Here is a 21,036-nt window from a genome sequence, read left to right on the forward strand (position 1 = left end):
GGCCATGAGGCCCCTCAGGACACTCAGCAGCCTGTCGTGGCCGGGAGTCAGGGGCGGCAGGTTGAGGAGCAGCCGGGGGCCGTTGCCGGGCTCGGGAGTCGCGGTGCGTCGCCGGGGCCCAGTGCGAAGAATCAGAGTGCGCAGGCCACTGCGTTCGTGCAGAAGCTGTCGGGGACGTTCGGGATCATCGTGCGGGACCGGGTCACGGGGGCCGTGTGGAAGGCCGGGGACACCAAGGCCACCACCTGGACGGCGTCGACGATCAAGCTGGCCATCGCGACCGATCTGCTCGAACGCAACCAGGGTAAGCAGATCACGCTCGACGCCACCGACAAGGCGAACCTGGACAAGGCGCTGATCAACTCGGACAACGACGCGGCCACGGCGTTGTGGAACAAGTATGACGGGCCGGGGATGCTCGATCGGTTCCGGTCGAAGTTCGGGATGGGCAGTCTCGCGGTCATCGACGGGTACGAGACGTTCTGGCGCAACCTGCGGTGCAGCGCCGAGGATCTGCAGAATCTCATGACGTACGTGCTGGAGAAGACGGATGCGACCAGCCGGTCGTATCTGGTCAGCACGCTGCGGAAGGTCGCCAGCAACCAGCACTGGGGGGTCTGGGCGGCCGGGTCCGGGTTCAAGCCGGGGAACAAGGACGGGTGGGCGGAGAAGCCCGTCGACGGCAAGAACGTCTGGGTGACGCACACGGTCGGGTTCGCCGGCGACGGGGAGCGCTACGTGGTCTCGGCCATGTACGAGCAGCAGCCGGGCGGGACGCTCGAGAAGGGCGCGCACGCGGTCAGCGACGCGGTCGCGACGTACTTCGGGGCGAAGGTGCCCGCCCCGGTCACGTTGCCGTAGACCGGGGCGGTAACGCCCGGGGCTAGTGGAAGAAGTGGCGGGTGCCGGTGAAGTACATCGTGACGCCCGCCGCCCGCGCGGCCTCGATGGTCAGCTCGTCGCGGATCGAGCCGCCGGGCTGCACGATCGCCCGGATGCCGGCGTCGATCAGGGTCTGCGGGCCGTCCGGGAACGGGAAGTAGGCGTCGGAGGCGCACACCGAGCCGGCGGCGCGCTCGCCCGCGCGGGTGATCGCCAGGCGGACCGAGTCGACGCGGTTGACCTGGCCCATGCCCACGCCGACCGTCGCGCCGTCCGAGGCGAGCAGGATGGCGTTGGACTTCACGGCGCGCACGGCCCGCCAGGCGAACTCGAGGTCGCGCAGCGTGTCGGCGTCGGCGGGCTCTCCGGTGACGAGCTTCCAGTGCTTCGGCCCGTCGCCCTCGGCGTCGATGCGGTCGGGGGCCTGTACGAGCACCCCGCCGGAGATCTGGCGCCGCTCGATCGACTCCGGCTTCCACGCGGGCGCGCGCAGGACCCGCAGGTTTTTCTTCGCGGTGAGCAGCTCGAGGGCGTCGTCGGCGTAGGACGGCGCGACCACGACCTCGGTGAAGATCTCGGCGATCTGCGCGGCCAGCTCGGCGGTGACCGGGCCGTTGACGGCGATCACGCCGCCGAACGCGCTGACCGGGTCGCAGGCGTGCGCCTTGCGGTGCGCGTCGGCGACGTCGGCGCCGATCGCGATGCCGCAGGGGTTGGCGTGCTTGATGACCGCCACGCACGGGTCGGTGAAGTCGTGCACGGCGCGCCAGGCGGCGTCGGCGTCGACGTAGTTGTTGTAGGACATCTCCTTGCCGCCGAGCTGCTCGGCCTGCGCCAGGCCGGGCGCGGCGGCGGGGTCGACGTAGAGGGCGGCGGCCTGGTGCGGGTTCTCGCCGTAGCGCAGCGTCGCCGCCTGGCGCAGTGCCGTGCCGGCGAACTGCTGGTCGTCGCGGGCGAACCAGGCGGCGACGGCGACGTCGTACTCCGCGATGTGCGCGAACGCCTGGCCGGCCAGGGTGCGCCGCTCGTCCAGCGTGAAGCCGCCGTCGGCCATGGCCTGCAGTACCGAATCGTAGGAAGCGGGCGACGTGACCACCGCGACGCTCGGGAAGTTCTTGGCCGCGGCGCGGACCATGGCCGGGCCGCCGATGTCGATCTGCTCGACGCACTCGTCGTCGGAGGCGCCGGAGGCGACCGTCTCGGTGAACGGGTACAGGTTGGACACCAGCAGCTCGAACGGCTCGATGCCCAGCTCGGCCAGCTGCGCGACGTGCGACTCCAGCCGCAGGTCGGCGAGCAGGCCCGCGTGCACCCGCGGGTGGAGGGTCTTGACCCGCCCGTCCAGCGTCTCCGGGAAGCCGGTCAGCTGCTCGACCCGCGTCACGTTCAGCCCGAGCGCCTCGATGCGGCCCGCGGTGGTGCCGGTGGAGACCAGCTCGACGCCCGCGCCGGCCAGCGCCCGCGCCAGCTCCTCGAGCCCGGTCTTGTCGTACACGCTGATGAGCGCGCGCCTGATAGGACGGCGGTTAGCCACGGCCCAGCCTGACCTTTCGTTCGTTGACGGTCCAGCCTTCGCGCGCCATCCGCCCGACCGTGTCGACCAGCTGGCGGCGCTCGGCTACTTTGATCCGCTCCAGGAGCGAGTCCTCGGTGTCGTCGTCGAGGACCGGCACCGCGACCTGCGCGATGATCGCCCCGGTGTCGACGCCGCTGTCGACGAAGTGCAGCGTCGCACCGGCGAGCTTGACGCCGTAGGCGAGCGCGTCGCGCGGGCCGTGCATACCCGCAAACGCCGGGAGCAAAGCGTTGTGTGTGTTGATGTAGCGGCCTTCGTACCGCCCGAGGAAGCGCGGCCCGACGAGCTTCATGAACCCGGCCGACACCACCAGGTCCGGCTCGAACCGCGACACCTGCTCCAGCAGTGACTCGTCCCAGGCGTCGCGCGAGGCGAAGTCACCCACCCGGGCGACGAACGTCGGCACGCCGCGGCGCTCGGCACGTGCGAGGCCCTCGATGCCGGGGCGGTCGGCGCCGACCGCGACGACCTCGGCGCCGTACGCCGGGTCCTCGGCGGCATCGAGCAGAGCCTGCAGATTCGACCCGGATCCGGACACGAGCACGACAAGCCGAACTGTCACCACGAAACTGTATCGACCGGGTCGGCCCTGCTCAGCGGCGGGCCGACACCCAACAGCGGATGAACCCGGACAAATGCCAGGAGAATGCGGTCCAGTTATCGATACTCCACCCGTTAAGCAGTGCAGAGACTTGATCGGGGCAAGTAGGCTGCCGTGGTTCCGTATCCCCTCGGGACTACCCTGGTGCGAACCACCACGTAACCTGAGTCGTCCCCAGCCTTAGGAGCCATTGCCATGGGCTACCCACCACCGGGCCAGGATCCGTACGGGCAGCAGCCCGGCCAGGACCCCTACGGTCAGCCTCAGTACGGCCAGCCGCAGCAGCCGCAGTACGGTCAGCCGCAGCAGCCGCAGTACCAGGACCCCTACGCCCAGCCGCAGCAGCCGGCGTACCAGGACCCCTACGCCCAGCCGCAGCAGCCCGCCTACCAGGACCCGTACGCGCAGCCGCAGCAGCCGCCGGTCTCCGGCCAGCCGTACCCGACCTCGGGCGGGGGCTACCCCACGTCCGGCGGGGCATACCCGACCTCGGGCGGCGCCTACCCGGCCGCCGGCTACCCCCAGCAGGGCTACGCGGGCGCGCAGCCGCAGAACACGCTCGGCCTCGTCGGCATGATCCTGGGCATCGCGGCCATCCCGCTGCTGTGCTGCTTCTCGATCGGCCTGCCGCTGGGCATCGCCGCCGTGGTCGTGAGCTACCTGGGCCTCAACAAGGTCAAGCAGGGCGTCGCGAACAACCGCGGCCAGGCGATGGCCGGCATCATCTGCGGCGGCGTGGCCGTCGGCCTGTGGCTCATCATCCTGATCGCGTCGCTGGCCTTCAACCTGAGCGTCGGGTCGTACTCGTACCCGTGATCGGGGCCTGAGCCCGTCGACAAAGGGCGCGCGAGCTACTCGCGCGCCCTTTTCGCGCGCAGTGCGAGCTTGGTCGCGGTCGTGGACAGCAGCGCGCCGATCGAGATCATGAACATGGCGACGAACCCGACGGCGCCGGAGTGCGGCCCGATGTCGGCCAGGCCTCCGGCGCCGAGCGAGCCGCTGGCGGCGGCGCACACGAGCCCGAGCAGCACCCCGGCGACCGGCCCGGCCAGCACGGCGGCGCCGAGCAGCGGGAACCACGGGCGGTCGGGGTCGTTGCGCAGGGACCGCCGGGCCAGCAGCCAGCCGGCGACGAGGGCGGCGAGCAGGGGCAGCCCGAGCAGCAGCGGCGCATAGCCGGTCGCCGGAGTCGAAGGAAGACCGGCCAGCAGTGGTACGGCGGGCAGGGGCCCCACCGTCACGTGCGCGGCGCTGATGAACGTCTCCGACCCGATGGTGAAGCCGGGCCCGACGAGGTAGCTGGACGTCCACGCGGTGACGTCGGGCGCGAAGAACCCGCACACCACCACGAGGCCGACCTGCCCGGCGATGCCGGTGTGGTAGTCGTCGAGGATCTGGCTCGCGTCGCCGCCGCTGAACGCGACCGCCATGCCGGTCGTGGCCGCGCCCGCCCCGAGCACGAGCAGCGCGGCGACGGCGCCGGTGCGGGTCGCGTCGCGGATCACCCGGGGCGTACGCGCGGCCAGCCGGGCGATCCCGCGGGCCTCGGCGAAGGCGCCGAGCGAGCCGGCGACGAGGCCGAACGCGGCGAACGTGAACGCGGCGCGGACCGTGGAGACCTCGATGCCCTTGCGCCCGGCGATGAGGGCCGCGGCGGCGCCGAGCAGGGCGTAGACGACCCCGACGGCAAGCCCGGCGCGCGCGGCCGGCCACGGCGACCAGTGCGCGCCGCGCGGGCGGGCCCGGGCGCCGATGGCGCGCGCGGTGTGCACGCCGGCGCGGTACACCCGCCAGGCGGCGATCAGGGTGAGCCCCAGCGGGGCGAGGCTGACCGGGCCGATGCCGGTCAGCAGCGGCACCCAGTGCGCGAGCAGCCAGCCGGCCAGGCCGAGGCGCAGCACCTGCCCCACCGGGGTGCCGGAGCTGTCGAGGGCGAAGAGCAGCCAGGCCACGGCGAGGGTCGGCACCAGCGAGACGAGGGCCGCCCACAGCGAGTTGACCACGGCGGCGAGCGCCAGCGGTGCGCGCCGGGCGGGGCGGCGCGACGGGGCCTTGCCGCGGACCGAGCGCCGCTGCATGGGCAGGCGGACGGCCTCGCGGTCGGCGAGCCTGGTCTGCGCTCCCTCGTCCGGTTCGTCTGGGGTGGTCGGCATCGGCCTTTACTCTGCCAAAGTCCGGACGGCCGGTCACTAACCCCGGCCGTCCGGACTTGCACTCACAACGCGGTGACGATGTCCCGCATGAGGTTGGCGGTCTCGGTCGGCGTCTTGCCGACGGCGACGCCGGCCGCCTCCAGCGCGAGCTTCTTGGCGTCGGCGGTGCCCGCCGAGCCGGAGATGATCGCGCCGGCGTGGCCCATGGTCTTGCCGGGCGGTGCGGTGAAACCGGCGATGTAGCCGACCACCGGCTTGCGCACGTTGGCCTTGATGAACTCGGCGGCCCGCTCCTCGGCGTCGCCGCCGATCTCGCCGATCATGACGATCGCGGCGGTCTCCGGGTCGGCCTCGAACGCGGCGAGCGCGTCGATGTGCGTCGTGCCGATGACCGGGTCGCCGCCGATGCCGATGGCCGTCGAGAAGCCGATGTCACGCAGCTCGTACATCATCTGGTACGTCAGCGTGCCCGACTTGCTCACCAGGCCGATCTTGCCGGGGCCGGTGATGTCGGCGGGGATGATGCCGGCGTTGGACTTGCCGGGGCTCGCGATGCCCGGGCAGTTGGGGCCGATGATCCGCGTCTTGTTGCCGGTGGCCCGGGCGTGCGCCCAGAACGCGGCGGTGTCGTGCACCGGCACGCCCTCGGTGATGACCACGGCGAGCGGGATCTGCGCGTCGATCGCCTCCAGCGCGGCCGACTTGGTGCCGGCCGGCGGGACGAAGATGACGCTGGTGTCGGCGCCGGTCTGCTCCATCGCCTCCTGGACGCTGGCGAAGACGGGCAGCTTCGTGCCGTCGAAGTCGACCTGCTGGCCCGCCTTGCGCGGGTTGACGCCGCCGACGATGTCGGTGCCCGCGGCGAGCATGCGCCGGGTGTGCTTGGAGCCCTCGGCGCCGGTCATGCCCTGGACGATGACCTTGCTGGACTCGGTCAGCCATACCGCCATGGTCGTTACACCCCACTCGCTGCGAGCTCGGCGGCCCGGCGGGCCGCGCCGTCCATCGTGTCCACCCGCTCGATCAGCGGGTTGGCGGCCTCGTCGAGGATCCGGCGGCCCTCTTCGGCGTTGTTGCCGTCGAGGCGGACCACGAGCGGCTTGGTGACCGCCTCGCCGCGGTCCGACAGCAGCTGCAGCGCCTGCACGATGCCGTTGGCGACCGCGTCGCAGGCGGTGATGCCGCCGAAGACGTTGACGAAGACGCTCTTCACGTCGGGGTCGCCGAGCACGATCTCCAGGCCGTTGGCCATGACCTGCGCGCTGGCGCCGCCGCCGATGTCGAGGAAGTTGGCGGGCTTGCTGCCCAGCCCCTCGCCGGCGTAGGCGACCACGTCGAGGGTCGACATGACCAGGCCGGCGCCGTTGCCGATGATGCCGACGTTGCCGTCGAGCTTCACGTAGTTGAGGTTCTTCTCCTTGGCCGCCTGCTCGAGCGGGTCGGCCGCGGCCTTGTCCTCCAGCGCCTCGTGGTCGGGCTGGCGGAAGTCGGCGTTCGCGTCGAGGGTCACCTTGGCGTCGAGGCAGAGCACGGTGCCGTCGGTGGTCTTCGCGAGCGGGTTGACCTCGACGAGCGTGGCGTCCTCGGCGAGAAACGCCTGCCACAGCTGGACGGCGATCGCCACGACCTGGTCGGCGACGTCGGCCGGGAACTGGGCCTGCTCGACGATCCGGCGCGCGGTCGCCTCGTCGACGCCCTGCACGGCGTCGATGGCGACCTTGGCCACCTTCTCCGGCGCGTCGTGCGCGACGGTCTCGATCTCCATGCCGCCGGCGACGCTGGCGATGCACAGGAACGTGCGGTTCGCGCGGTCGAGCAGGTAGGAGAAGTAGTACTCCTCGGCGATGTCGGCCGTGGTGGTGACCATGACCTTGTGGACCGTGTGGCCCTTGATGTCCATGCCGAGGATGTTGGTCGCGTGCGCGGTCGCCTCGTCGGCGTTCTCCGCCAGCTTGACGCCGCCCGCCTTGCCGCGGCCGCCGACCTTCACCTGAGCTTTGATGACGACCCGGCCGCCGAGTTCTTCGGCGATCGCCCGGGCCTCTTCAGGGGTCTCGGCGACACCGCCGCCAAGCACGGGCAAGCCGTGCTTCGCGAAGAGGGCGCGCCCCTGGTACTCGTACAGGTCCACAGTTGGTCCCGTTCCGTCAACCGTGCCGCCTGCCCCATCGCGAGGACGGCTCAACGATCGCAGCCTAGCCGCGCCGGCACCGGCGAGCTTCGCGCGGGTTCGGCGATGTGCCCGATTCCACTCGCCCTCGAGTTCTCACTTCCGGGGGACAAGGCTGTGAGCGCGTAACCGCTTCGGCGGGGCGTCGTTGAAAGCAGTGTCGGCCCGCCCACGAGGAAAGCCCCGCGGGTAGGGCCGACCCCAAAACGGCCTTTGCCCTGTCGGCCGAGGGGTGGCGGCGGGGCATTGCGCGATAGAGGGGCCGGACGTGTGAGGGGTGCGTCCGGCCCCTACCCTTTGTATTTTCTGATGGCGGTCGCGATCGGCCGCTACCAATTAGTTTTTGAGGTTTTCCTGAGCCCATTCGACGATCGACTGCGTGGTGGCGCCCGGCGTGAAGATCCGGGCGACGCCGAGCCTCTGCAGCTCGGGCAGGTCCTCGTCGGGGATGATGCCGCCGCCGAAGACGGTCACGTCGGCGGCGCCGCGCTCGGCGAGCAGCTCGATGACCCGGCGGAACAGCGTCATGTGCGCTCCGGAGAGCACTGAGAGCCCCACCGCGTCCGCGTCCTCCTGGATCGCGGTCTCGACGATCTGCTCGGGCGTCTGGTGCAGCCCGGTGTAGATGACCTCCATGCCGGCGTCCCGCAGCGCGCGGGCGACGATCTTCACGCCTCGATCGTGTCCGTCGAGGCCAGGCTTGGCGATGACGACGCGGGTCCGCGCGCTCATCCTCACGTCCCTTCCCGGCCGTTCGTGGCGGCCATTGGGCTCGGACTCGCACCGTCGCGGGTCCGATCCGAAGGTACCGCAGCAAGGAACCACGACGACGTGACCACCCGTTCGGGGTTTGTCCTTGGCACCGCGGAGGTGGCAGGGAGATGCGCCAGCATCGACCGGTGTCTGGTGGGAACAACGGTCAGATAGTGACGCGGCCCGAGTCCCGCTTAGATCTTTTCTACCGCGGCATGGCGCAGGACGATCCACATCACCTGGTCGCCGAAGTCGATCTGGGCCTGTGCCCGAGGGCCGGCGCCCTCGACCGCCAGGACGCGGCCGAGGCCGTAGCGCTGGTGGTTGACGCGGTCGCCCACCGACAGCGACGGCACGTCGCGCTGCAGCTCGCTCGCCGTCGACAGCTTCGACGCGTCCAGGCCCAGCTTCGCGGCCAGCTGCGACGCCTTCGGCGTGCCGCCGACGAACGACGACGTGCGGGTCTGGGTGGCGCCGGAGCCGCGGCCGCCGACGCCCGCGCGGCCGGACCAGCTCGTGTACGCCGCGTCGGTGCGTTCCCACCGCACGAGCTCCGGCGGCAGCTCCTCCAGGAATCGCGACGGCGGGTTGTAGGACGGCTGGCCCCAGGCCGAGCGGGTCACCGCCCGGGAGATGTAGAGGCGCTGGCGGGCGCGGGTGATGCCGACATACGCCAGGCGGCGCTCCTCCTCGAGCTCCTTGCGGTCGCTCATGGCCCGCTGGTGCGGGAAGACGCTGTCCTCCAGGCCGGTGAGGAACACGACCGGGAACTCGAGGCCCTTCGCGGTGTGCAGGGTCATCAGCGTGACGACCCCGGTGTGGTCGGGGTCGTCGGAGGGGATCTGGTCGGCGTCGGCGACGAGCGAGACCTGCTCCAGGAAGCCGGCGACGCTCGGGCCGGGCACCGCGGTCGCGTCGCCCTGCTCGGCCGCGACGGCGACGTTGGCCTCGGTGCGTTCCGTGTACTCCCGGGCGACGCTCACGAGCTCCTGCAGGTTCTCGACGCGGCCCGCCTCCTGCGGGTCGGTGCTCTCCTCGATCTCGCCGAGGTAGCCGGAGCGCTCCAGCGCGGCCTCCAGCACCTCCTCGGGCATCGCCGTCTCGGCCATGGCCCGCAGCTCGTCGAGCAGGGACACGAAGTCGCCGATGGCGTTGACGGCGCGGGTGGAGATGCCGGGCGCCTCGCCGGCTCGGCGCAGCGCGGCGCCGAAGGAAATCTTCTCCCGGCCGGCGAGGGCCTCGATGCACGCCTCGGCGCGCTCGCCGATCCCGCGGCGCGGGGTGTTGAGCACGCGGCGGATGCTGACCGTGTCGTCCTCGTTGACCACCGAGCGCAGGTACGCGAGGGCGTCGCGGACCTCCTTGCGCTCGTAGAAGCGCACGCCGCCGACGACCTTGTAGGGCAGGCCGAAGCGGATGAACATCTCCTCGAACACGCGGGACTGCGCGTTGGTCCGGTAGAACACGGCCACGTCCGCGGGGCGCACGCCGTCGTTGTCGGAGAGCCGGTCGATCTCGCGGGCGACCCAGTCGGCCTCGGCGTGCTCGGTGTCGGCGACGTAGCCGACGATCTGCTCGCCGGCGCCCTGGTCGCTCCACAGCCGCTTGGGCTTGCGGTCGCTGTTGCGCCCGATGACGGCGTTGGCCGCGTTGAGGATCGTCTGCGTGGAGCGGTAGTTCTGCTCGAGCAGGATCGTGTGCGCGTTGGGGTAGTCGCGCTGGAACTCGAGGATGTTGCGGATCGTGGCGCCGCGGAACGCGTAGATCGACTGGTCGGCGTCGCCCACCACGCAGAGCTCGCCGGTGTCCCCGACCAGCTCCTTCACCAGCATGTACTGCGCGTGGTTGGTGTCCTGGTACTCGTCGACGAGGACGTGGCGGAACCGGCGGCGGTAGCTCTCGGCGACCTCGGGGTGGCTCTGCAGCAGGTGCACCACGCGCATGATCAGGTCGTCGAAGTCGAGCGCGTGCGCCTCGGTGAGCCGCTGCTGGTACAGCGTGTAGGCCTCCGCCAGCGCCCGCTCCGCCGGCCCTTTCGCGGTGCCGGCGAACGCCTCGGGGTCGATGAGCTCGTTCTTGAGGTTGGACACCTGGGTGGCGAGGCCGCGGGCCGGGTACTTCTTCGGGTCGAGGTCGAGCTCGCGCGCGACGAGCTGCATGAGCCGGCGCGAGTCGTCGGCGTCGTAGATCGAGAAGGTCGACTTGAGCCCGGCGTGGTCGTGCTCGGCGCGCAGGATCCGCACGCAGGCCGAGTGGAAGGTGGACACCCACATCAGCCGGGCGCGGTTGCCGACCAGGTTGGCGACCCGCTCCTTCATCTCGCCGGCGGCCTTGTTGGTGAACGTGATGGCGATGATCTCGCCCGGGTGCACGTTGCGCGCCGCCAGCAGGTAGGCGATGCGGCTCGTGAGCACCTTCGTTTTGCCGGATCCGGCGCCGGCCACGATGAGCAGGGGCTGCCCCTCGTGGGTCACCGCATCGCGCTGGGGGCCGTTGAGCCCGTCCAGCAGGTCGCGCTTGGGCGGACGGGGCTGCGCCGCCGGGGCCTCGGGCTGCGGCGGGCGGGACTGGGGTACCTCGAAGAGAGCATGCATCGCAGAGGCGAGTCTATGCCCGGTCGTACTGGTGGCCGAAAACCGACGCGTCCCAACTTCCGGAAGCTCTTTCCGCTCCGCGGGGGCGCGTGCCATACTCGGCTACGTGATCGAGCGGGTGCGCTACTACTTTTTTTACGGCTACCGGAGTCCGGCAGCCGTAGGTCGCGCCTGATCGCTGAACCTACCGACGCCCCGGGCTCCGAGCCCGGGGCGTTCGCGTTCCCGGGGGCCGGAGCCGACCCGACCGAAGAGGAACGAAGAGAGATGGCCGCCGTCACCATGGAACAGACCACGCCCGACGAGCACATCGCCGGTCTTCGCAACCGCATCGACGAGATCGACGCGGCAATCGTCGCGCTCTGGAAGGAGCGTGCGTCGATCTCGCAGGAGGTCGGCAAGACCCGTGTGGCCGCCGGCGGCACCCGCCTAGTGCTGTCGCGCGAGCGCGAGATCCTGGAGCGCTTCAGCTCGGAGCTCGGTGCGGACGGCACGCAGCTCGCGCTGCTGATCCTGCGCGCGGGTCGCGGCCCTCTGTAGGGTGCGCTCCCCGGCCGCATGCTTCTCGGCCGCCGACGGCCTGCGCCGATCGAAGGCACACGACTTACTGTGACTGTCGACTTACTTTCGGTGCTCGTGCCGCTACAGCCCCCGCGGCCACGGCGCCCAACGGGCGAGGGCCGGCGTGCTTTGGCGCGCCGGGCGGTACAAATAGGAACATGACCTTTCCTCCATCGGCCGCCCCGCTGACCGACGTCCAGCGCGTGCTCTGCGTGTTCGCGCACCCCGACGACGTCGACTTCGGCTCGGCCGGCACGGTCGCGACCTGGGTCGACGCCGGCCTCGAGGTCGCGTACACCCTCGTGACCAGGGGCGACGCCGGCGGCTTCGACGACACGCCCCGCGAGCAGATGCCCCTGCTGCGCGAGGCCGAGCAGCGCGCGGCCGCGGCCGCCGTGGGCGTGAAGCAGGTGGAGTTCCTGGAGGGGTACCGCGACGGCGTCCTGGAGCCGACGATCGCGCTGCGCCGCGACATCACCGCGGCGATCCGCCGTTTCCGCCCCGACCGGGTCCTGACCAGCTCGCCCCTGCGCCGCTGGGACCGCCTGGCCGGCCCGAGCCACCCGGACCACCTGGCCGCGGGCGAGGCCACCACCTGCGCCGTCTACCCCGACGCGCGCAACCCGTTCACGTTCACCGACATCGGGCTGGACGCGTGGACCGTCCGCGAGATCTGGTACAGCGGGGGCCCGAACCCCGACCACCTCGTCGACGTCACCGACGTCTTTGCCCGCAAGGTCGCGGCGCTGCGGGCGCACGAGTCGCAGACGTCGCACCTGGACGGCTTCGAGGAGATGCTCCGCGAGCGGCACGCGATGGTCGCGAGGGCCGGCGGGCTGCCGGATGGACGGCTCGCCGAGGGCTACTCGGTGTTCCGGACCGCCTGACGTCCCACGCCCGCACGGACGCGACCACTTGACCGCCGTATGCGCACGTCCGGATCGCCCGCTCCGAGCGAACACGGGTCGCGGTGTCGGTTGCCGGCCGATTACATCAACAACCTTACCATCCGGCAAAAAAGCGGATCTTGTAGCGATCACCCAGCGGAACCGGACCGTCACACCAAGCGGCGGTCCGCGGCCCAGCGGGAGAGCTCGTACCGGTTCGACATCTGGAGCTTGCGCAGGACGTTCGAGACGTGCGTTTCGACCGTTTTGATCGAGATGAACAGTTCCTTCGCGATCTCCTTGTACGCGTAGCCGCGGGCCAGCAGGCGCAGGACCTCGCGCTCGCGGTTCGTCAGCTGGTCCAGCTCCGGGTCGGCGACCGGGGCGTCCGGGCGGGCCGCGAAAGCGTCCAGGACGAAGCCGGCCAGGCGCGGGCTGAAGACGGCGTCGCCGTCGGCCACGCGACGGATCGCCTGGGCCAGCTCGTCCGGGGAGATCGTCTTGGTGACGTAGCCGCGGGCGCCGGCGCGGATCAGGCCGATCACGTCCTCGGCGGCGTCGGAGACCGACAGGGCGAGGAAGCGCACGTGCGGGTGGGAGCGGCGCATCGCCTCGAGGACGGCGCGGCCGCCGCCGTCGGGCATGTGGACGTCGAGGAGCACGACGTCGGGCTCCAGCGCGGAGATCTTCTGCACCGCCTCGGCCACCGCGCTCGCCTCACCGACGACGTCGACGTGCAGGCCTAGCTCGGCACGGACGCCGGCGCGGAACATCGCGTGGTCGTCGACCAGGAATACGCGCAGCCGCTGGGTCTCTTCGGTGCTCATCGCTCTCCGCTTTCACTCGCGCTCTTGCGCCGACGGGCCTCGGCGTCGATCGGCATGCTGAGGCGCACCTCGGTGCCCTCGCCGGTGGTACTGCGAATCTCGGCCTTACCACCGTGCCGCTGCATGCGCAGGATGATCGAGCCGCGCACGCCGTGGCGGTCGTCGTCCACCGCGGCGAGGTCGAAGCCGGCGCCGCGGTCGCGGACGAAGACGCTGACGCAGTCGGGTTCGACCTCGGCGTACAGCGAGATCGTCTGCACCTTCGCGTGCTTGGCCGCGTTGACCAGGGCCTCGCGGGCGGCGGCGACGATCGCGCCGACCTTCTCGTCGACGTCCACGTCGCCGACGACCACCGTCTCGACGGCGACCGCGAACGTGTCCTCGACCTCGGCCGACGCCTCCTCCAGCGCCGCGCTGAACTTCTCCATCGGCGAGGCGGTCGGCTTGTACAGCCAGTTACGCAGCGTCCGCTCCTGGCCGCGGGCCAGGCGCTGGACCTCCTTGACGTCGCCCGCGTTGCGCTGGATCAGCGCCAGTGTGTGCAGCACCTGGTCGTGGATCATGGCGGCCAGCTCGGCGCGCTCCTGTTCGCGCACCCGGGCCTCGCGCTCGGCGCTGAGCTGGGTGAACATGCGGTACAGCAGCGGCGCCAGCGCCAGGCCGACGCCGGCGAGGGCCACGGCGGCGAAGGCGAGGCCGTAGCCGATCGAGGAGAACGGCACGCCGCGCAGGGGCACGACGCCGACCACGAACACGCCGATGATCCCGGCGATGACCAGCAGGCCGCCGCCGACGAAGCGCACGAGGTACGACTTGCGGTTGTTGTCCATGACCGCGCCCAGCCACGGCATGCCGGGCACGATCGCGGAGCCCTGCGGACGGCGGCGCGGGTCGGCCTGGTGCCAGATGATGCCGGCGCCGAGCGCGATGAGCGCGGCGAGCCAGCCGACGACGGAGCTGACGCCGCCGTTCTTGTCGTCGGGCTCGAGCATCACGCGCAGGATCACGACGCCGACGGCGAGCGCGAGGAACGCGAAGAACTGGCTGACGTTGCGCCCGCCCGGGCGGCCGTGCGGCTGTGCGGGCAGGACCGCCCAGAAGGCGGCGTAGAGCAGCGCGCCGATCCCGTTGAACGCGATGAGCACCACGAACGCCACCCGCACCAGCAGCACCGACGCGCCCACGTGGGCGGCGATGCCGGCCGCGACGCCCCCGACGACCCGATCTGCGGGCTCGCGGTAGAGGCGGCGGGCGGGGACTGGGCTGCTCATTGGGCTCGTTTCTGCGAAAGTTCCGAATTCGGTACCTCAGATCGTCACACGAATGGCGACGGCTGGACCACTCCGAACGCCCCGGAGCCGCAGAATCAGGGTGGCGTCAGGGTCGATGCCGGAGGCGACTCGCGCGCGGGTCCGCGAGCATTGGAGGCATGACGAACCCGCCTGCCGCCGACGAGCCGGCCGCCGACGCCGCCGCGGCACGGTCCGGCGCCGGCGACGAAAGCCCCACGAAGAACGCGGACATTTCGCAAGACTCCGGCACCACGGCCGAACTCCCCGCCAAGGCCGAAAAGTCCGAACAACCCGAATCGGGCAGCGACGACGCTCCGCGCCTCGAGGCCGACTACACGACCGGCACGGCCAGCACGGACGACCTGTCCAACTGGCCGGCCGACGAGCCCGAGGCGCCGAAGACGGCCGAGGCACCCCCGACCGATCAGCCCCCGCCGCCCGGGGGCACGCCGCCGCCGGGAGCAATGCCCCCGCCGTACGGCAACCAGCCGCCCTTCGGCAACCCGCCGCCTTTCGGCAACCCGCCGCCCTTCCGGGCCGGGTTCAACCGGAACATGCTCGTCCGGCCGCAGCAGGGCCGCTATGTGGCGGGCGTCTGTGCGGCCATCGGCCGGGCCACCAACACCGACCCCACGCTCTGGCGCGTCATCTTCGCAGTCCTGACGCTGGCCGGCGGCGTGAGCATCGTCGCGTACCTGCTCGGCTGGCTCCTGCTGCCCGCCGAGGGCGACACCGGCTCCCCGCTGGAGGCGCTGCTCGGCCGCGGCCGTTCGACCACGTCCGCACCGCTGGCGATCGTCATCGGCGTCGGCGCGGTGCTCGCGTTCCTGCTGGTCATGTCGCAGAACTTCGGCGCCGCCGTGGTCGGGCTGCTGGTCGTGGTCGGCGTGGTCGCGCTCGTCGTGCGCGGGCAGGGCAACCAGCAGCAGCAACAGCCGCCGGCCGGGCCGTACGTGCCGCCCGCGGTGCCCAACCCGCCGCAGGCGGGGCCGTACGCGACCGCCGGCGCGCCGTACGGTGCCGCGCCCTTCGAGGCGCAGCAGACCGCGCCGCGCGCGTTCGGGCCGCCCTCGTTCGGGTCTCCGTCGTTCGGGCCGATGCAGTTCGGCACCCCGGCGGTGAGCGGCACGACCGCGGAGAACGCCCCCGCGGAGGCGACGTCGGCCCAGGCGTTCCCGGTGGCACCGCCCGAGCCGAAGGCGGCTCCCCTCCCGCCGGCAGCGCCGATCCCGCCGCTGCCGCCGATGCCGCCGATGCCGCCGATGCCCGGCGCCGGACCGGGCTACCGGCCGCCGTTCGCGCCGCACGGGCCCTACGTGAGCAACAGCCCCTACGCGGCGAGCCTCGGCATGCCCCCCGGTGTCCCGGTCTCGCCCTACCCGGGGCTCGCGCCGATGTCGCCGAAGCCGAAGCCGCCCAAGGAGCGCTCGAAGCTGGGCCGGATCACGTTGTCGCTGATCGTGATCTCGCTGGGGATCCTGGCCGCGCTCGAGGTCACCGTGGCCGACTTCAAGGCGAGCACCTATTTCGCCGTACCGCTGGCCATCACCGCCCTCGGCCTGATCACGGGCGCGTGGCTCGGCCGGGCGCGGGTGCTGATCCTGCTCGGCGCCCTGCTGAGCATCGCGCTGGCGATCGCGACCGCGGCGAGCGCGCCCGTGCCGCACCGCACCGATAACATCAACATCATTCCGACCTCGGTGAACTCCCTGGCCCCGCGCTACGACACCGACTTCGGCAACATCAACGCCGACCTGACGCAGATCGACTTCGTCGACCAGGAGGTGTCGGTGGCGTTCCGGGCCGGCGCCGGCAACATCGAGGTCACGGTGCCGGAGAAGGTGGACGTGACGGTCAACGTGCACATCCAGGGCGGCGACTGCAAGGTGTTCGGCAACGACTGCAGCGGTTTCCGCCAGACCAGCTCGTACACGGACTATGGCACCGACGGCCCGGGCGGCGGCAAGCTGCACCTGGACCTGGACCTGCAATGGGGCAATGTGAAGGTGACCCGATGAAGCCACACCGTCTGGACGGCGTCTCGCTGACGTTCGGCCTGATCTTTCTGGGAATCGTGGTGGTCTGGCTGTTCAACCAGGCCGTCTCGGTGCACCTCAACGCCGGCTGGATCGTGGCCGTCGGGCTGATCCTGTTCGGGGGGCTCGGCCTGCTCGGGGCCCTGCGCTCGGACAAGTCGTCCGAGCGCGGCAAGGCGGCGCAGGCGGCGAAGAACTCGGATCCCTACGACTACGACCTGGACGCCGACTGACCGATCGCGCCACGGAATATGCTGGCCGGCGGGGACCGTGTTCCCCGCCGGCCAGCGGCCTGTTTCCGTCTCTTTCCCGAGGAGCCCTTCGAAGATGACCCAGTTTCCCGTTGGCGGCCCGTCCGGCGCATCGCGGCGCCCGATCCAGATCGGTGACCGAGCCGCCCGGGTTCTCGCCTCCGAGCTCGCCCGGCACGGTGGCCCCAAGACCGGCCTGGTGATCGGCGCCTCCGCCGGCTCGGCCGCCCTGGCCGCGGCGATCGACGCGCTGCTGCCCGACGACCGGCTCACCGTGATCGGCGCCGGGCCCGGCGCCGCGGCCGCCCTGCGCGAGCACGTGGAGCGGCAGGGTCGCTGGGTCGCCGAGCGCACCCAGGTGCTCGAGTCGGTCGACGCCGCCGAACCGGCCGATGTGGTGATCCAGGCCGAGGCCCTCACCGGCAGCGCCGAGGACGCCCGCGAGGTCCTTGCCGGCCTCGCCAAGCTCGTCACCGCCGGCGGCGTGCTGACCGTGGTCGTGCCGGCCACCCGGATGCCCAGCGGCGCGGCCGACGAGGTCGAGCGGCAGGCCGCCCTCTACGGCGTCGGCAGCGACCTGGTCCTGCGCAACGTGCCGCCGGTGCGCATCCACCGGCTGCGCCACACCCCGGCCGACCACGGCACGGCGGCCAACCTGCTACCCGCCCTGCGGCCCTCCAGCGTCCCGCTGACCCGCGGCATGAACATCGACTCCAACGGCGTGGCCGCGGCCGGCATCGCGCTCGGCCTGGCGGCGCTGGCGAAGGCGGCCCGGCCGAAGTCGAAGCTGTGGCTCGTCCCGGCGCTGGCCGCCGCCCCGGTGGCGTTGTTCTTCCGCGACCCGCAGCGCGACGTGCCGGAGGACCCGCGGGCCGTGGTGGCCGCGAGCGACGGCAAGGTGCTCGGCGTGGAGCGGATGCACGACAAGCGCTTCGGCGACATGGAGTTCCTGCGCGTCGCGGTGTTCCTGTCGGTGCTCGACGTGCACGTCAACCGGGCCCCGGTGGCCGGCAAGGTCGTCGACTACTTCGTCGAGGACGGCGGGTATGCGGCCGCGATGAAGCCGGAGGCCGAGCACAACGTAGCGGCCTACACGCTGCTGGAGACCGCGCACGGCCCGGTCGCGGTCGTGCAGCGCACCGGGCTGATCGCCCGGCGGATCGTGCAGCGCGCCCCGATCGGCTCGCTGCTGGCCAAGGGCGAGCGGTTCGGGCTGATCCGGTTCGGCTCGCGCACCGACGTGTACCTGCCGGCCGACAAGGCCACGCCGGCCGTGGCGCCGGGGGACCGGGTCGTCGGCGGCCAGACGGTCATCGCCACCTGGAACTAGCCAGACCAAACCTTTCAAGATCCGAGCTACCGCGACGTCCGCCGTGGGCGCGGTCCGTGACTCCCGGGCCCGCGGCGTCCGCGTTCAGAGACACGAAAGGGCCCCCACCGCGTCGCGGTGGGGGCCCTTTGCCGTGCGAAGCGTCAGGCGTGCTTGTTGCGCTGGCGCAGCCAGATCAGCGGGCCGCTGACCAGGTAGGCCAGCACGACCACGACGAACGTGACCCGGAAGTCGACCAGCGCGCCGACCAGCGGCAGCACCAGCAGCCACGGCGGCAACTTCACCAGCCGGGCGAGCTTGGCGTAGGGGAAGCTCGAGACCATCGCGAGGCCGAGCAGCGCCACCCCGGCCACCCGCAGCACGGGCGGCATCTCCGGCGCGATCAGCGTGCCCAGGGCCAGCACCGCCGCGCACATCGTGGTCGGCACGCCGCAGAAGAAGCGGCCGTCCTTCGGCGAGACGTTGAACCGGGCGAGCCGGATCGCCGCGGCGGCGGCGACGAGGGCGCAGGCCGGCACGAGCAGGGCGGCCGGCGCCGAGCCGTTGAGCCAGGCGTACACCACGACCGGCGCGGCCAGGCCGAACGAGCACATGTCGGCGAGCGAGTCCATCTGGGCGCCGAACGGGCTGGCGACGCCCAGGCGGCGGGCCAGGAAGCCGTCGAGGCCGTCGAAGACGACGCAGGCGATCAGCAGGGAGGCCGCGAGCCGCACGTCGCCGTGGTTGACGGCGATGAAGATCGCCGACAGGCCCAGCATCAGGCTGCTCAGCGTGCAGGCGTTCACCAGCCCGAAGCGGATCCGGCGGGCGACGGTGCGCTCGCCGGGCAGCAGCGGGATGGCCAGCGGCGCCGGCTCCTCCTCGCGGACCCCTCCGGCGTGGCCGGCGACGGCCGGGCTGACCGGGGCGATCGACATGGCCTCGGCGGCCAGATCCCGTGACAGTCCGTCACGGCGGCGCATCCGCAGCCGCGGCAGCCGGACCTTGCCGGTGCGGGTGTCGGTCTCGGCGGGGGGCACCAGCAGCGAGGTCGCGCCGGCGACATTGCCGTCACCCCGGCGGCCGGCGCGTCCGGCGAAGAGCACCTGGCGGGCGAGCGAGCCGCTACGCCGCAGCCGTCCTGCCCATTGCCGGCCCCCTCCGGGGCGCGGGCTGTCCGTGGTGCGTCGTCGCTGCCAAGGTGTGCTCGGCACTGATCCTCCATGCAGGAACAAGGTTCCCACGGTCGCGTTTTCGGGGTCTTCTGACCCTTGGTGTCCGTTTCGCGAGACCGTCTCGCGATCTACACGATCCCATATCAGATCGCGGTTGGCGATGCCTCAGAAAGGAAACCGCCATCTAAGGCGAGCCACCGAACTACTCAGTGTAGTTTTTCGTTAACCTCTAGTCCATTTTAGCGAGGCCGGTCACTCCCCCGTCGCGGGCAGTGAGAGGGCCCATTGCACCACCTCGGTCGTGGCCATACCCGCCACGTCCGCGGGGTCGAACCAGGCCGCGCTGGCGGTCGACCCGCCGACGGCCTCCGTCACGCTGGGTGCCGACGGCTCGGGCACGAGCACCCGGTAGAGCGCCCGGACGGCGTGCCAGTTCATCGGGTACCCCTCCGGGCCCACGAGCCCGAGGCTGCGCCGATGTGTCACCCCGAGCAGCTCGACGATCTCGCCCCGCTGGCCGGTCTCCTCGTACAGCTCGCGCAGCAGCGCGTCGGCCGGCTGCTCGCCGACGTCCGTGCCGCCACCCGGCAGGTGCCAGCGCCCGGCGCCGGGGAAGCCGCGGGCGATCTCGGTCAGCAGCACCCGGCCGGCCGGGTCGGTGGCGAGCCCGTATGCGGCGAAGCGCTGCCCCTTCGGCAGCTGCGACTCCTCGGCCGCGCCCGCCGCGACGCCCGCCGCCGGCTCGGTGGCCGGCGACACCTTCCCGGCCGCGGGCACCACGTCGTAGACGACTCGGTCCTCGTGGAGGCTGGGGGCGATCAGGGCGCGCACTTCGCGTACCGACGAAACCGCCACCGGAAGCCCGGCGCCCTCCCGGAACAGCCGGACCACCGCGGAGGCGGGGTTTTCCCCGTGCCGGATCGGCCCGCCGATCTCGTCGGTCGCGCCGGGCAGCCGGCCGTAGACGGTGATCACCCGTGTCTGCGTCATGGCGATCAGCGTAGGCCGACGCCGCGCAGCGCCTCCTCGGTCACCTCGGTCAATGGCAGCTCGCCCAGCTCGTCCGGGTCGAACCAGCGCGCCTCGGCGGTCGAGCCGCCGACGTCGTGGATGGTCGGGCGGCTGGAGCGCGCCACGTGGACGCGGTAGAAGGCGCGCACGCCGTGCCAGTCGATCGGGTAGCCCTCGGGGCCGAGCTGGGCCGCGTCGCGGTGGCTGGCCACGCCGAGCAGCTCGACGATCCTGCCCTCCTGGCCGGTCTCCTCGACGAGCTCGCGGATGAGCGCCACGCCGGGCTGCTCGCCGAAGTCCGTGCCGCCGCCGGGCAGGTGCCAGCAGCCGCCGCCCGGATACCCGTCGGCGATGCGGGTGAGCAGCACCCGGCTGCGCCGGTCGGTGCACACGGCGTATGCGGCGAAGCGCTGCGCGCGGTGCAGCCCGTCGGGGCCGGGCACGGCATAGAAGGAAGGGACCTCGGGCACGCCGTCGGGGCGGACGTCGGCCGCGGCGTCGGGCAGGCCGAGCGCGTCGGCGGTGAACCGGCGCAGCGGCAGCGCCTGGGCCTCCTCGAGCGTGACCCAGCGGGCGAGGTCGGTGGGCTGGCCTACGCGGTCGCGCAATGCGCCGCCGCGCACGGAGACCTCGTAGATCAGCCGGTCGGTGTGGATGGTGAGCCCGCGCGCCGCCAGCGCCCGCATGTCGGCGAGCACGTCGCGCAGCTTCACCACGGCGACGGACAGGCCGGTCTCGGCCGCGGTCTCCCGCACGACGGTGTCGACCGGGTTCTCACCGTGGTCGACGGCGCCGCCGGGCAGCGACCAGACGCCGGGCGTCCCCGACTTCGTCGAGGCCCGGACCAGCAGGAAGGTGTCGCCGTCGGCGCACACGCAGTAGGCCGCGATGCGCCGCAGCGGCTGTAACGCAGGAGTCACGTCGATAAATTTTCCGGCTTTTCCGACCAGGTGCAAGG

19 protein-coding genes are annotated in these 21,036 nt (G+C 71.9%); 7 read left to right on the forward strand and 12 right to left on the reverse strand.

Going from position 1 to position 21,036, the window contains the following annotated elements:
* Window positions 1-156 precede the first annotated feature (156 nt).
* Window positions 157-861, forward strand: a complete 705-nt coding sequence (locus ABD901_RS14425; RefSeq protein ID WP_345126128.1) for a serine hydrolase — start codon at window positions 157-159, stop codon at window positions 859-861.
* Between the two features lie 22 nt (window positions 862-883).
* Here the strand turns inward: ABD901_RS14425 and purH are convergent, their stop codons facing one another.
* Both purH and purN read right to left on the reverse strand, forming a co-directional pair.
* The gene (gene purH / locus ABD901_RS14430) at window positions 884-2,416 is read right to left on the reverse strand and encodes a bifunctional phosphoribosylaminoimidazolecarboxamide formyltransferase/IMP cyclohydrolase (RefSeq protein ID WP_345126132.1); all 1,533 of its coding nucleotides are present in this window, start codon (window positions 2,414-2,416) and stop codon (window positions 884-886) included.
* Window positions 2,409-3,023 carry a phosphoribosylglycinamide formyltransferase gene (purN, locus tag ABD901_RS14435; protein WP_345126135.1) on the reverse strand — a complete coding sequence of 205 codons (615 nt, stop codon included), beginning with the start codon at window positions 3,021-3,023 and terminating at the stop codon, window positions 2,409-2,411. The genes purH and purN overlap by 8 nt, the downstream gene beginning before the upstream one ends.
* 231 nt (window positions 3,024-3,254) lie before the next feature.
* Here purN and ABD901_RS14440 point away from each other — a divergent pair, with 231 nt between their 5' ends.
* Entirely contained in the window at window positions 3,255-3,875 is a 621-nt protein-coding gene (locus ABD901_RS14440) for a DUF4190 domain-containing protein (protein ID WP_380137914.1), read from the forward strand.
* A gap of 35 nt (window positions 3,876-3,910) precedes the next feature.
* On the opposite strand, the gene ABD901_RS14445 is transcribed toward ABD901_RS14440, so the two are convergent.
* The 5 genes from ABD901_RS14445 to pcrA all read right to left on the reverse strand — a co-directional run bounded on the left by ABD901_RS14445 (window position 3,911) and on the right by pcrA (window position 10,729).
* Window positions 3,911-5,212 carry a cell division protein PerM gene (locus ABD901_RS14445; protein WP_345126138.1) on the reverse strand — a complete coding sequence of 434 codons (1,302 nt, stop codon included), beginning with the start codon at window positions 5,210-5,212 and terminating at the stop codon, window positions 3,911-3,913.
* A gap of 62 nt (window positions 5,213-5,274) precedes the next feature.
* Window positions 5,275-6,162 (reverse strand): succinate--CoA ligase subunit alpha, encoded by an 888-nt coding sequence (sucD, locus tag ABD901_RS14450; protein WP_345126140.1) that lies wholly within the window; start codon window positions 6,160-6,162, stop codon window positions 5,275-5,277.
* Window positions 6,163-6,167: 5 nt separating this feature from the next.
* The gene (sucC, locus tag ABD901_RS14455) at window positions 6,168-7,343 is read right to left on the reverse strand and encodes an ADP-forming succinate--CoA ligase subunit beta (protein ID WP_345126142.1); all 1,176 of its coding nucleotides are present in this window, start codon (window positions 7,341-7,343) and stop codon (window positions 6,168-6,170) included.
* A 375-nt stretch (window positions 7,344-7,718) separates the two neighbouring features.
* On the reverse strand, window positions 7,719-8,114 hold the full coding sequence (gene icmB, locus ABD901_RS14460; protein WP_345126144.1) for a coenzyme B12-dependent isobutyryl CoA mutase small subunit: 396 nt from the start codon (window positions 8,112-8,114) through the stop codon (window positions 7,719-7,721).
* 215 nt (window positions 8,115-8,329) lie between these two features.
* Window positions 8,330-10,729, reverse strand: a complete 2,400-nt coding sequence (gene pcrA, locus ABD901_RS14465; protein ID WP_345126147.1) for a DNA helicase PcrA — start codon at window positions 10,727-10,729, stop codon at window positions 8,330-8,332.
* Between the two features lie 267 nt (window positions 10,730-10,996).
* On the opposite strand from pcrA, the gene ABD901_RS14470 reads away from it, so the two are divergent.
* Both ABD901_RS14470 and ABD901_RS14475 read left to right on the forward strand, forming a co-directional pair.
* The gene (locus ABD901_RS14470) at window positions 10,997-11,269 is read left to right on the forward strand and encodes a chorismate mutase (protein ID WP_345126150.1); all 273 of its coding nucleotides are present in this window, start codon (window positions 10,997-10,999) and stop codon (window positions 11,267-11,269) included.
* 179 nt (window positions 11,270-11,448) lie between these two features.
* Complete coding sequence (locus ABD901_RS14475; RefSeq protein WP_345126153.1) at window positions 11,449-12,177, forward strand: PIG-L deacetylase family protein; 729 nt, start codon at window positions 11,449-11,451, stop codon at window positions 12,175-12,177.
* Window positions 12,178-12,347: 170 nt separating this feature from the next.
* Here the strand turns inward: ABD901_RS14475 and ABD901_RS14480 are convergent, their stop codons facing one another.
* Complete coding sequence (locus ABD901_RS14480; protein WP_345126156.1) at window positions 12,348-13,004, reverse strand: response regulator; 657 nt, start codon at window positions 13,002-13,004, stop codon at window positions 12,348-12,350.
* On the reverse strand, window positions 13,001-14,275 hold the full coding sequence (locus tag ABD901_RS14485; protein ID WP_345126159.1) for a PspC domain-containing protein: 1,275 nt from the start codon (window positions 14,273-14,275) through the stop codon (window positions 13,001-13,003). Before ABD901_RS14485 ends, ABD901_RS14480 begins: the two co-directional genes overlap by 4 nt.
* 158 nt (window positions 14,276-14,433) lie before the next feature.
* Here ABD901_RS14485 and ABD901_RS14490 point away from each other — a divergent pair, with 158 nt between their 5' ends.
* The 3 genes from ABD901_RS14490 to ABD901_RS14500 all read left to right on the forward strand — a co-directional run bounded on the left by ABD901_RS14490 (window position 14,434) and on the right by ABD901_RS14500 (window position 17,913).
* Window positions 14,434-16,314, forward strand: coding sequence for a PspC domain-containing protein (locus ABD901_RS14490; protein WP_345126161.1), 1,881 nt, complete (start codon window positions 14,434-14,436; stop codon window positions 16,312-16,314).
* Window positions 16,311-16,565 (forward strand): hypothetical protein, encoded by a 255-nt coding sequence (locus ABD901_RS14495; protein ID WP_345126163.1) that lies wholly within the window; start codon window positions 16,311-16,313, stop codon window positions 16,563-16,565. Before ABD901_RS14490 ends, ABD901_RS14495 begins: the two co-directional genes overlap by 4 nt.
* A 94-nt stretch (window positions 16,566-16,659) precedes the next feature.
* Complete coding sequence (locus ABD901_RS14500) at window positions 16,660-17,913, forward strand: phosphatidylserine decarboxylase (protein ID WP_345126168.1); 1,254 nt, start codon at window positions 16,660-16,662, stop codon at window positions 17,911-17,913.
* Between the two features lie 143 nt (window positions 17,914-18,056).
* Here the strand turns inward: ABD901_RS14500 and ABD901_RS14505 are convergent, their stop codons facing one another.
* From ABD901_RS14505 to ABD901_RS14515, 3 genes are all read right to left on the reverse strand, one after another.
* A complete protein-coding gene (locus ABD901_RS14505) occupies window positions 18,057-19,028 on the reverse strand; it encodes a CDP-alcohol phosphatidyltransferase family protein (RefSeq protein WP_345126951.1) in 972 nt (323 codons plus the stop codon).
* A gap of 291 nt (window positions 19,029-19,319) precedes the next feature.
* Window positions 19,320-20,057 (reverse strand): NUDIX hydrolase, encoded by a 738-nt coding sequence (locus tag ABD901_RS14510; RefSeq protein WP_345126171.1) that lies wholly within the window; start codon window positions 20,055-20,057, stop codon window positions 19,320-19,322.
* A gap of 5 nt (window positions 20,058-20,062) precedes the next feature.
* Window positions 20,063-20,998: an NUDIX domain-containing protein gene (locus tag ABD901_RS14515; RefSeq protein ID WP_345126174.1), complete on the reverse strand. Its 936-nt coding sequence runs from the start codon at window positions 20,996-20,998 to the stop codon at window positions 20,063-20,065.
* Between the last annotated feature and the right edge of the window lie 38 nt (window positions 20,999-21,036).

Origin of the sequence: Dactylosporangium darangshiense (assembly GCF_039537565.1) — a bacterium.
Taxonomy (GTDB): Bacteria; Actinomycetota; Actinomycetes; order Mycobacteriales; family Micromonosporaceae; genus Dactylosporangium; species Dactylosporangium darangshiense.

What these genes read in the sequence shown, in the direction of transcription:
- ABD901_RS14500 (WP_345126168.1), top strand. Translation starts at nt 16,660, where the DNA reads ATGACCCAGTTTCCCGTTGGCGGCCCGTCCGGCGCATCGCGGCGCCCG.
- ABD901_RS14445 (WP_345126138.1), bottom strand. Translation starts at nt 5,212, where the DNA reads ATGCCGACCACCCCAGACGAACCGGACGAGGGAGCGCAGACCAGGCTC.
- ABD901_RS14510 (WP_345126171.1), bottom strand. Translation starts at nt 20,057, where the DNA reads ATGACGCAGACACGGGTGATCACCGTCTACGGCCGGCTGCCCGGCGCG.
- ABD901_RS14475 (WP_345126153.1), top strand. Translation starts at nt 11,449, where the DNA reads ATGACCTTTCCTCCATCGGCCGCCCCGCTGACCGACGTCCAGCGCGTG.
- ABD901_RS14485 (WP_345126159.1), bottom strand. Translation starts at nt 14,275, where the DNA reads ATGAGCAGCCCAGTCCCCGCCCGCCGCCTCTACCGCGAGCCCGCAGAT.
- sucD (WP_345126140.1), bottom strand. Translation starts at nt 6,162, where the DNA reads ATGGCGGTATGGCTGACCGAGTCCAGCAAGGTCATCGTCCAGGGCATG.
- icmB (WP_345126144.1), bottom strand. Translation starts at nt 8,114, where the DNA reads ATGAGCGCGCGGACCCGCGTCGTCATCGCCAAGCCTGGCCTCGACGGA.
- pcrA (WP_345126147.1), bottom strand. Translation starts at nt 10,729, where the DNA reads ATGCATGCTCTCTTCGAGGTACCCCAGTCCCGCCCGCCGCAGCCCGAG.
- ABD901_RS14495 (WP_345126163.1), top strand. Translation starts at nt 16,311, where the DNA reads ATGAAGCCACACCGTCTGGACGGCGTCTCGCTGACGTTCGGCCTGATC.
- ABD901_RS14480 (WP_345126156.1), bottom strand. Translation starts at nt 13,004, where the DNA reads ATGAGCACCGAAGAGACCCAGCGGCTGCGCGTATTCCTGGTCGACGAC.
- ABD901_RS14490 (WP_345126161.1), top strand. Translation starts at nt 14,434, where the DNA reads ATGACGAACCCGCCTGCCGCCGACGAGCCGGCCGCCGACGCCGCCGCG.
- ABD901_RS14440 (WP_380137914.1), top strand. Translation starts at nt 3,255, where the DNA reads ATGGGCTACCCACCACCGGGCCAGGATCCGTACGGGCAGCAGCCCGGC.
- ABD901_RS14470 (WP_345126150.1), top strand. Translation starts at nt 10,997, where the DNA reads ATGGCCGCCGTCACCATGGAACAGACCACGCCCGACGAGCACATCGCC.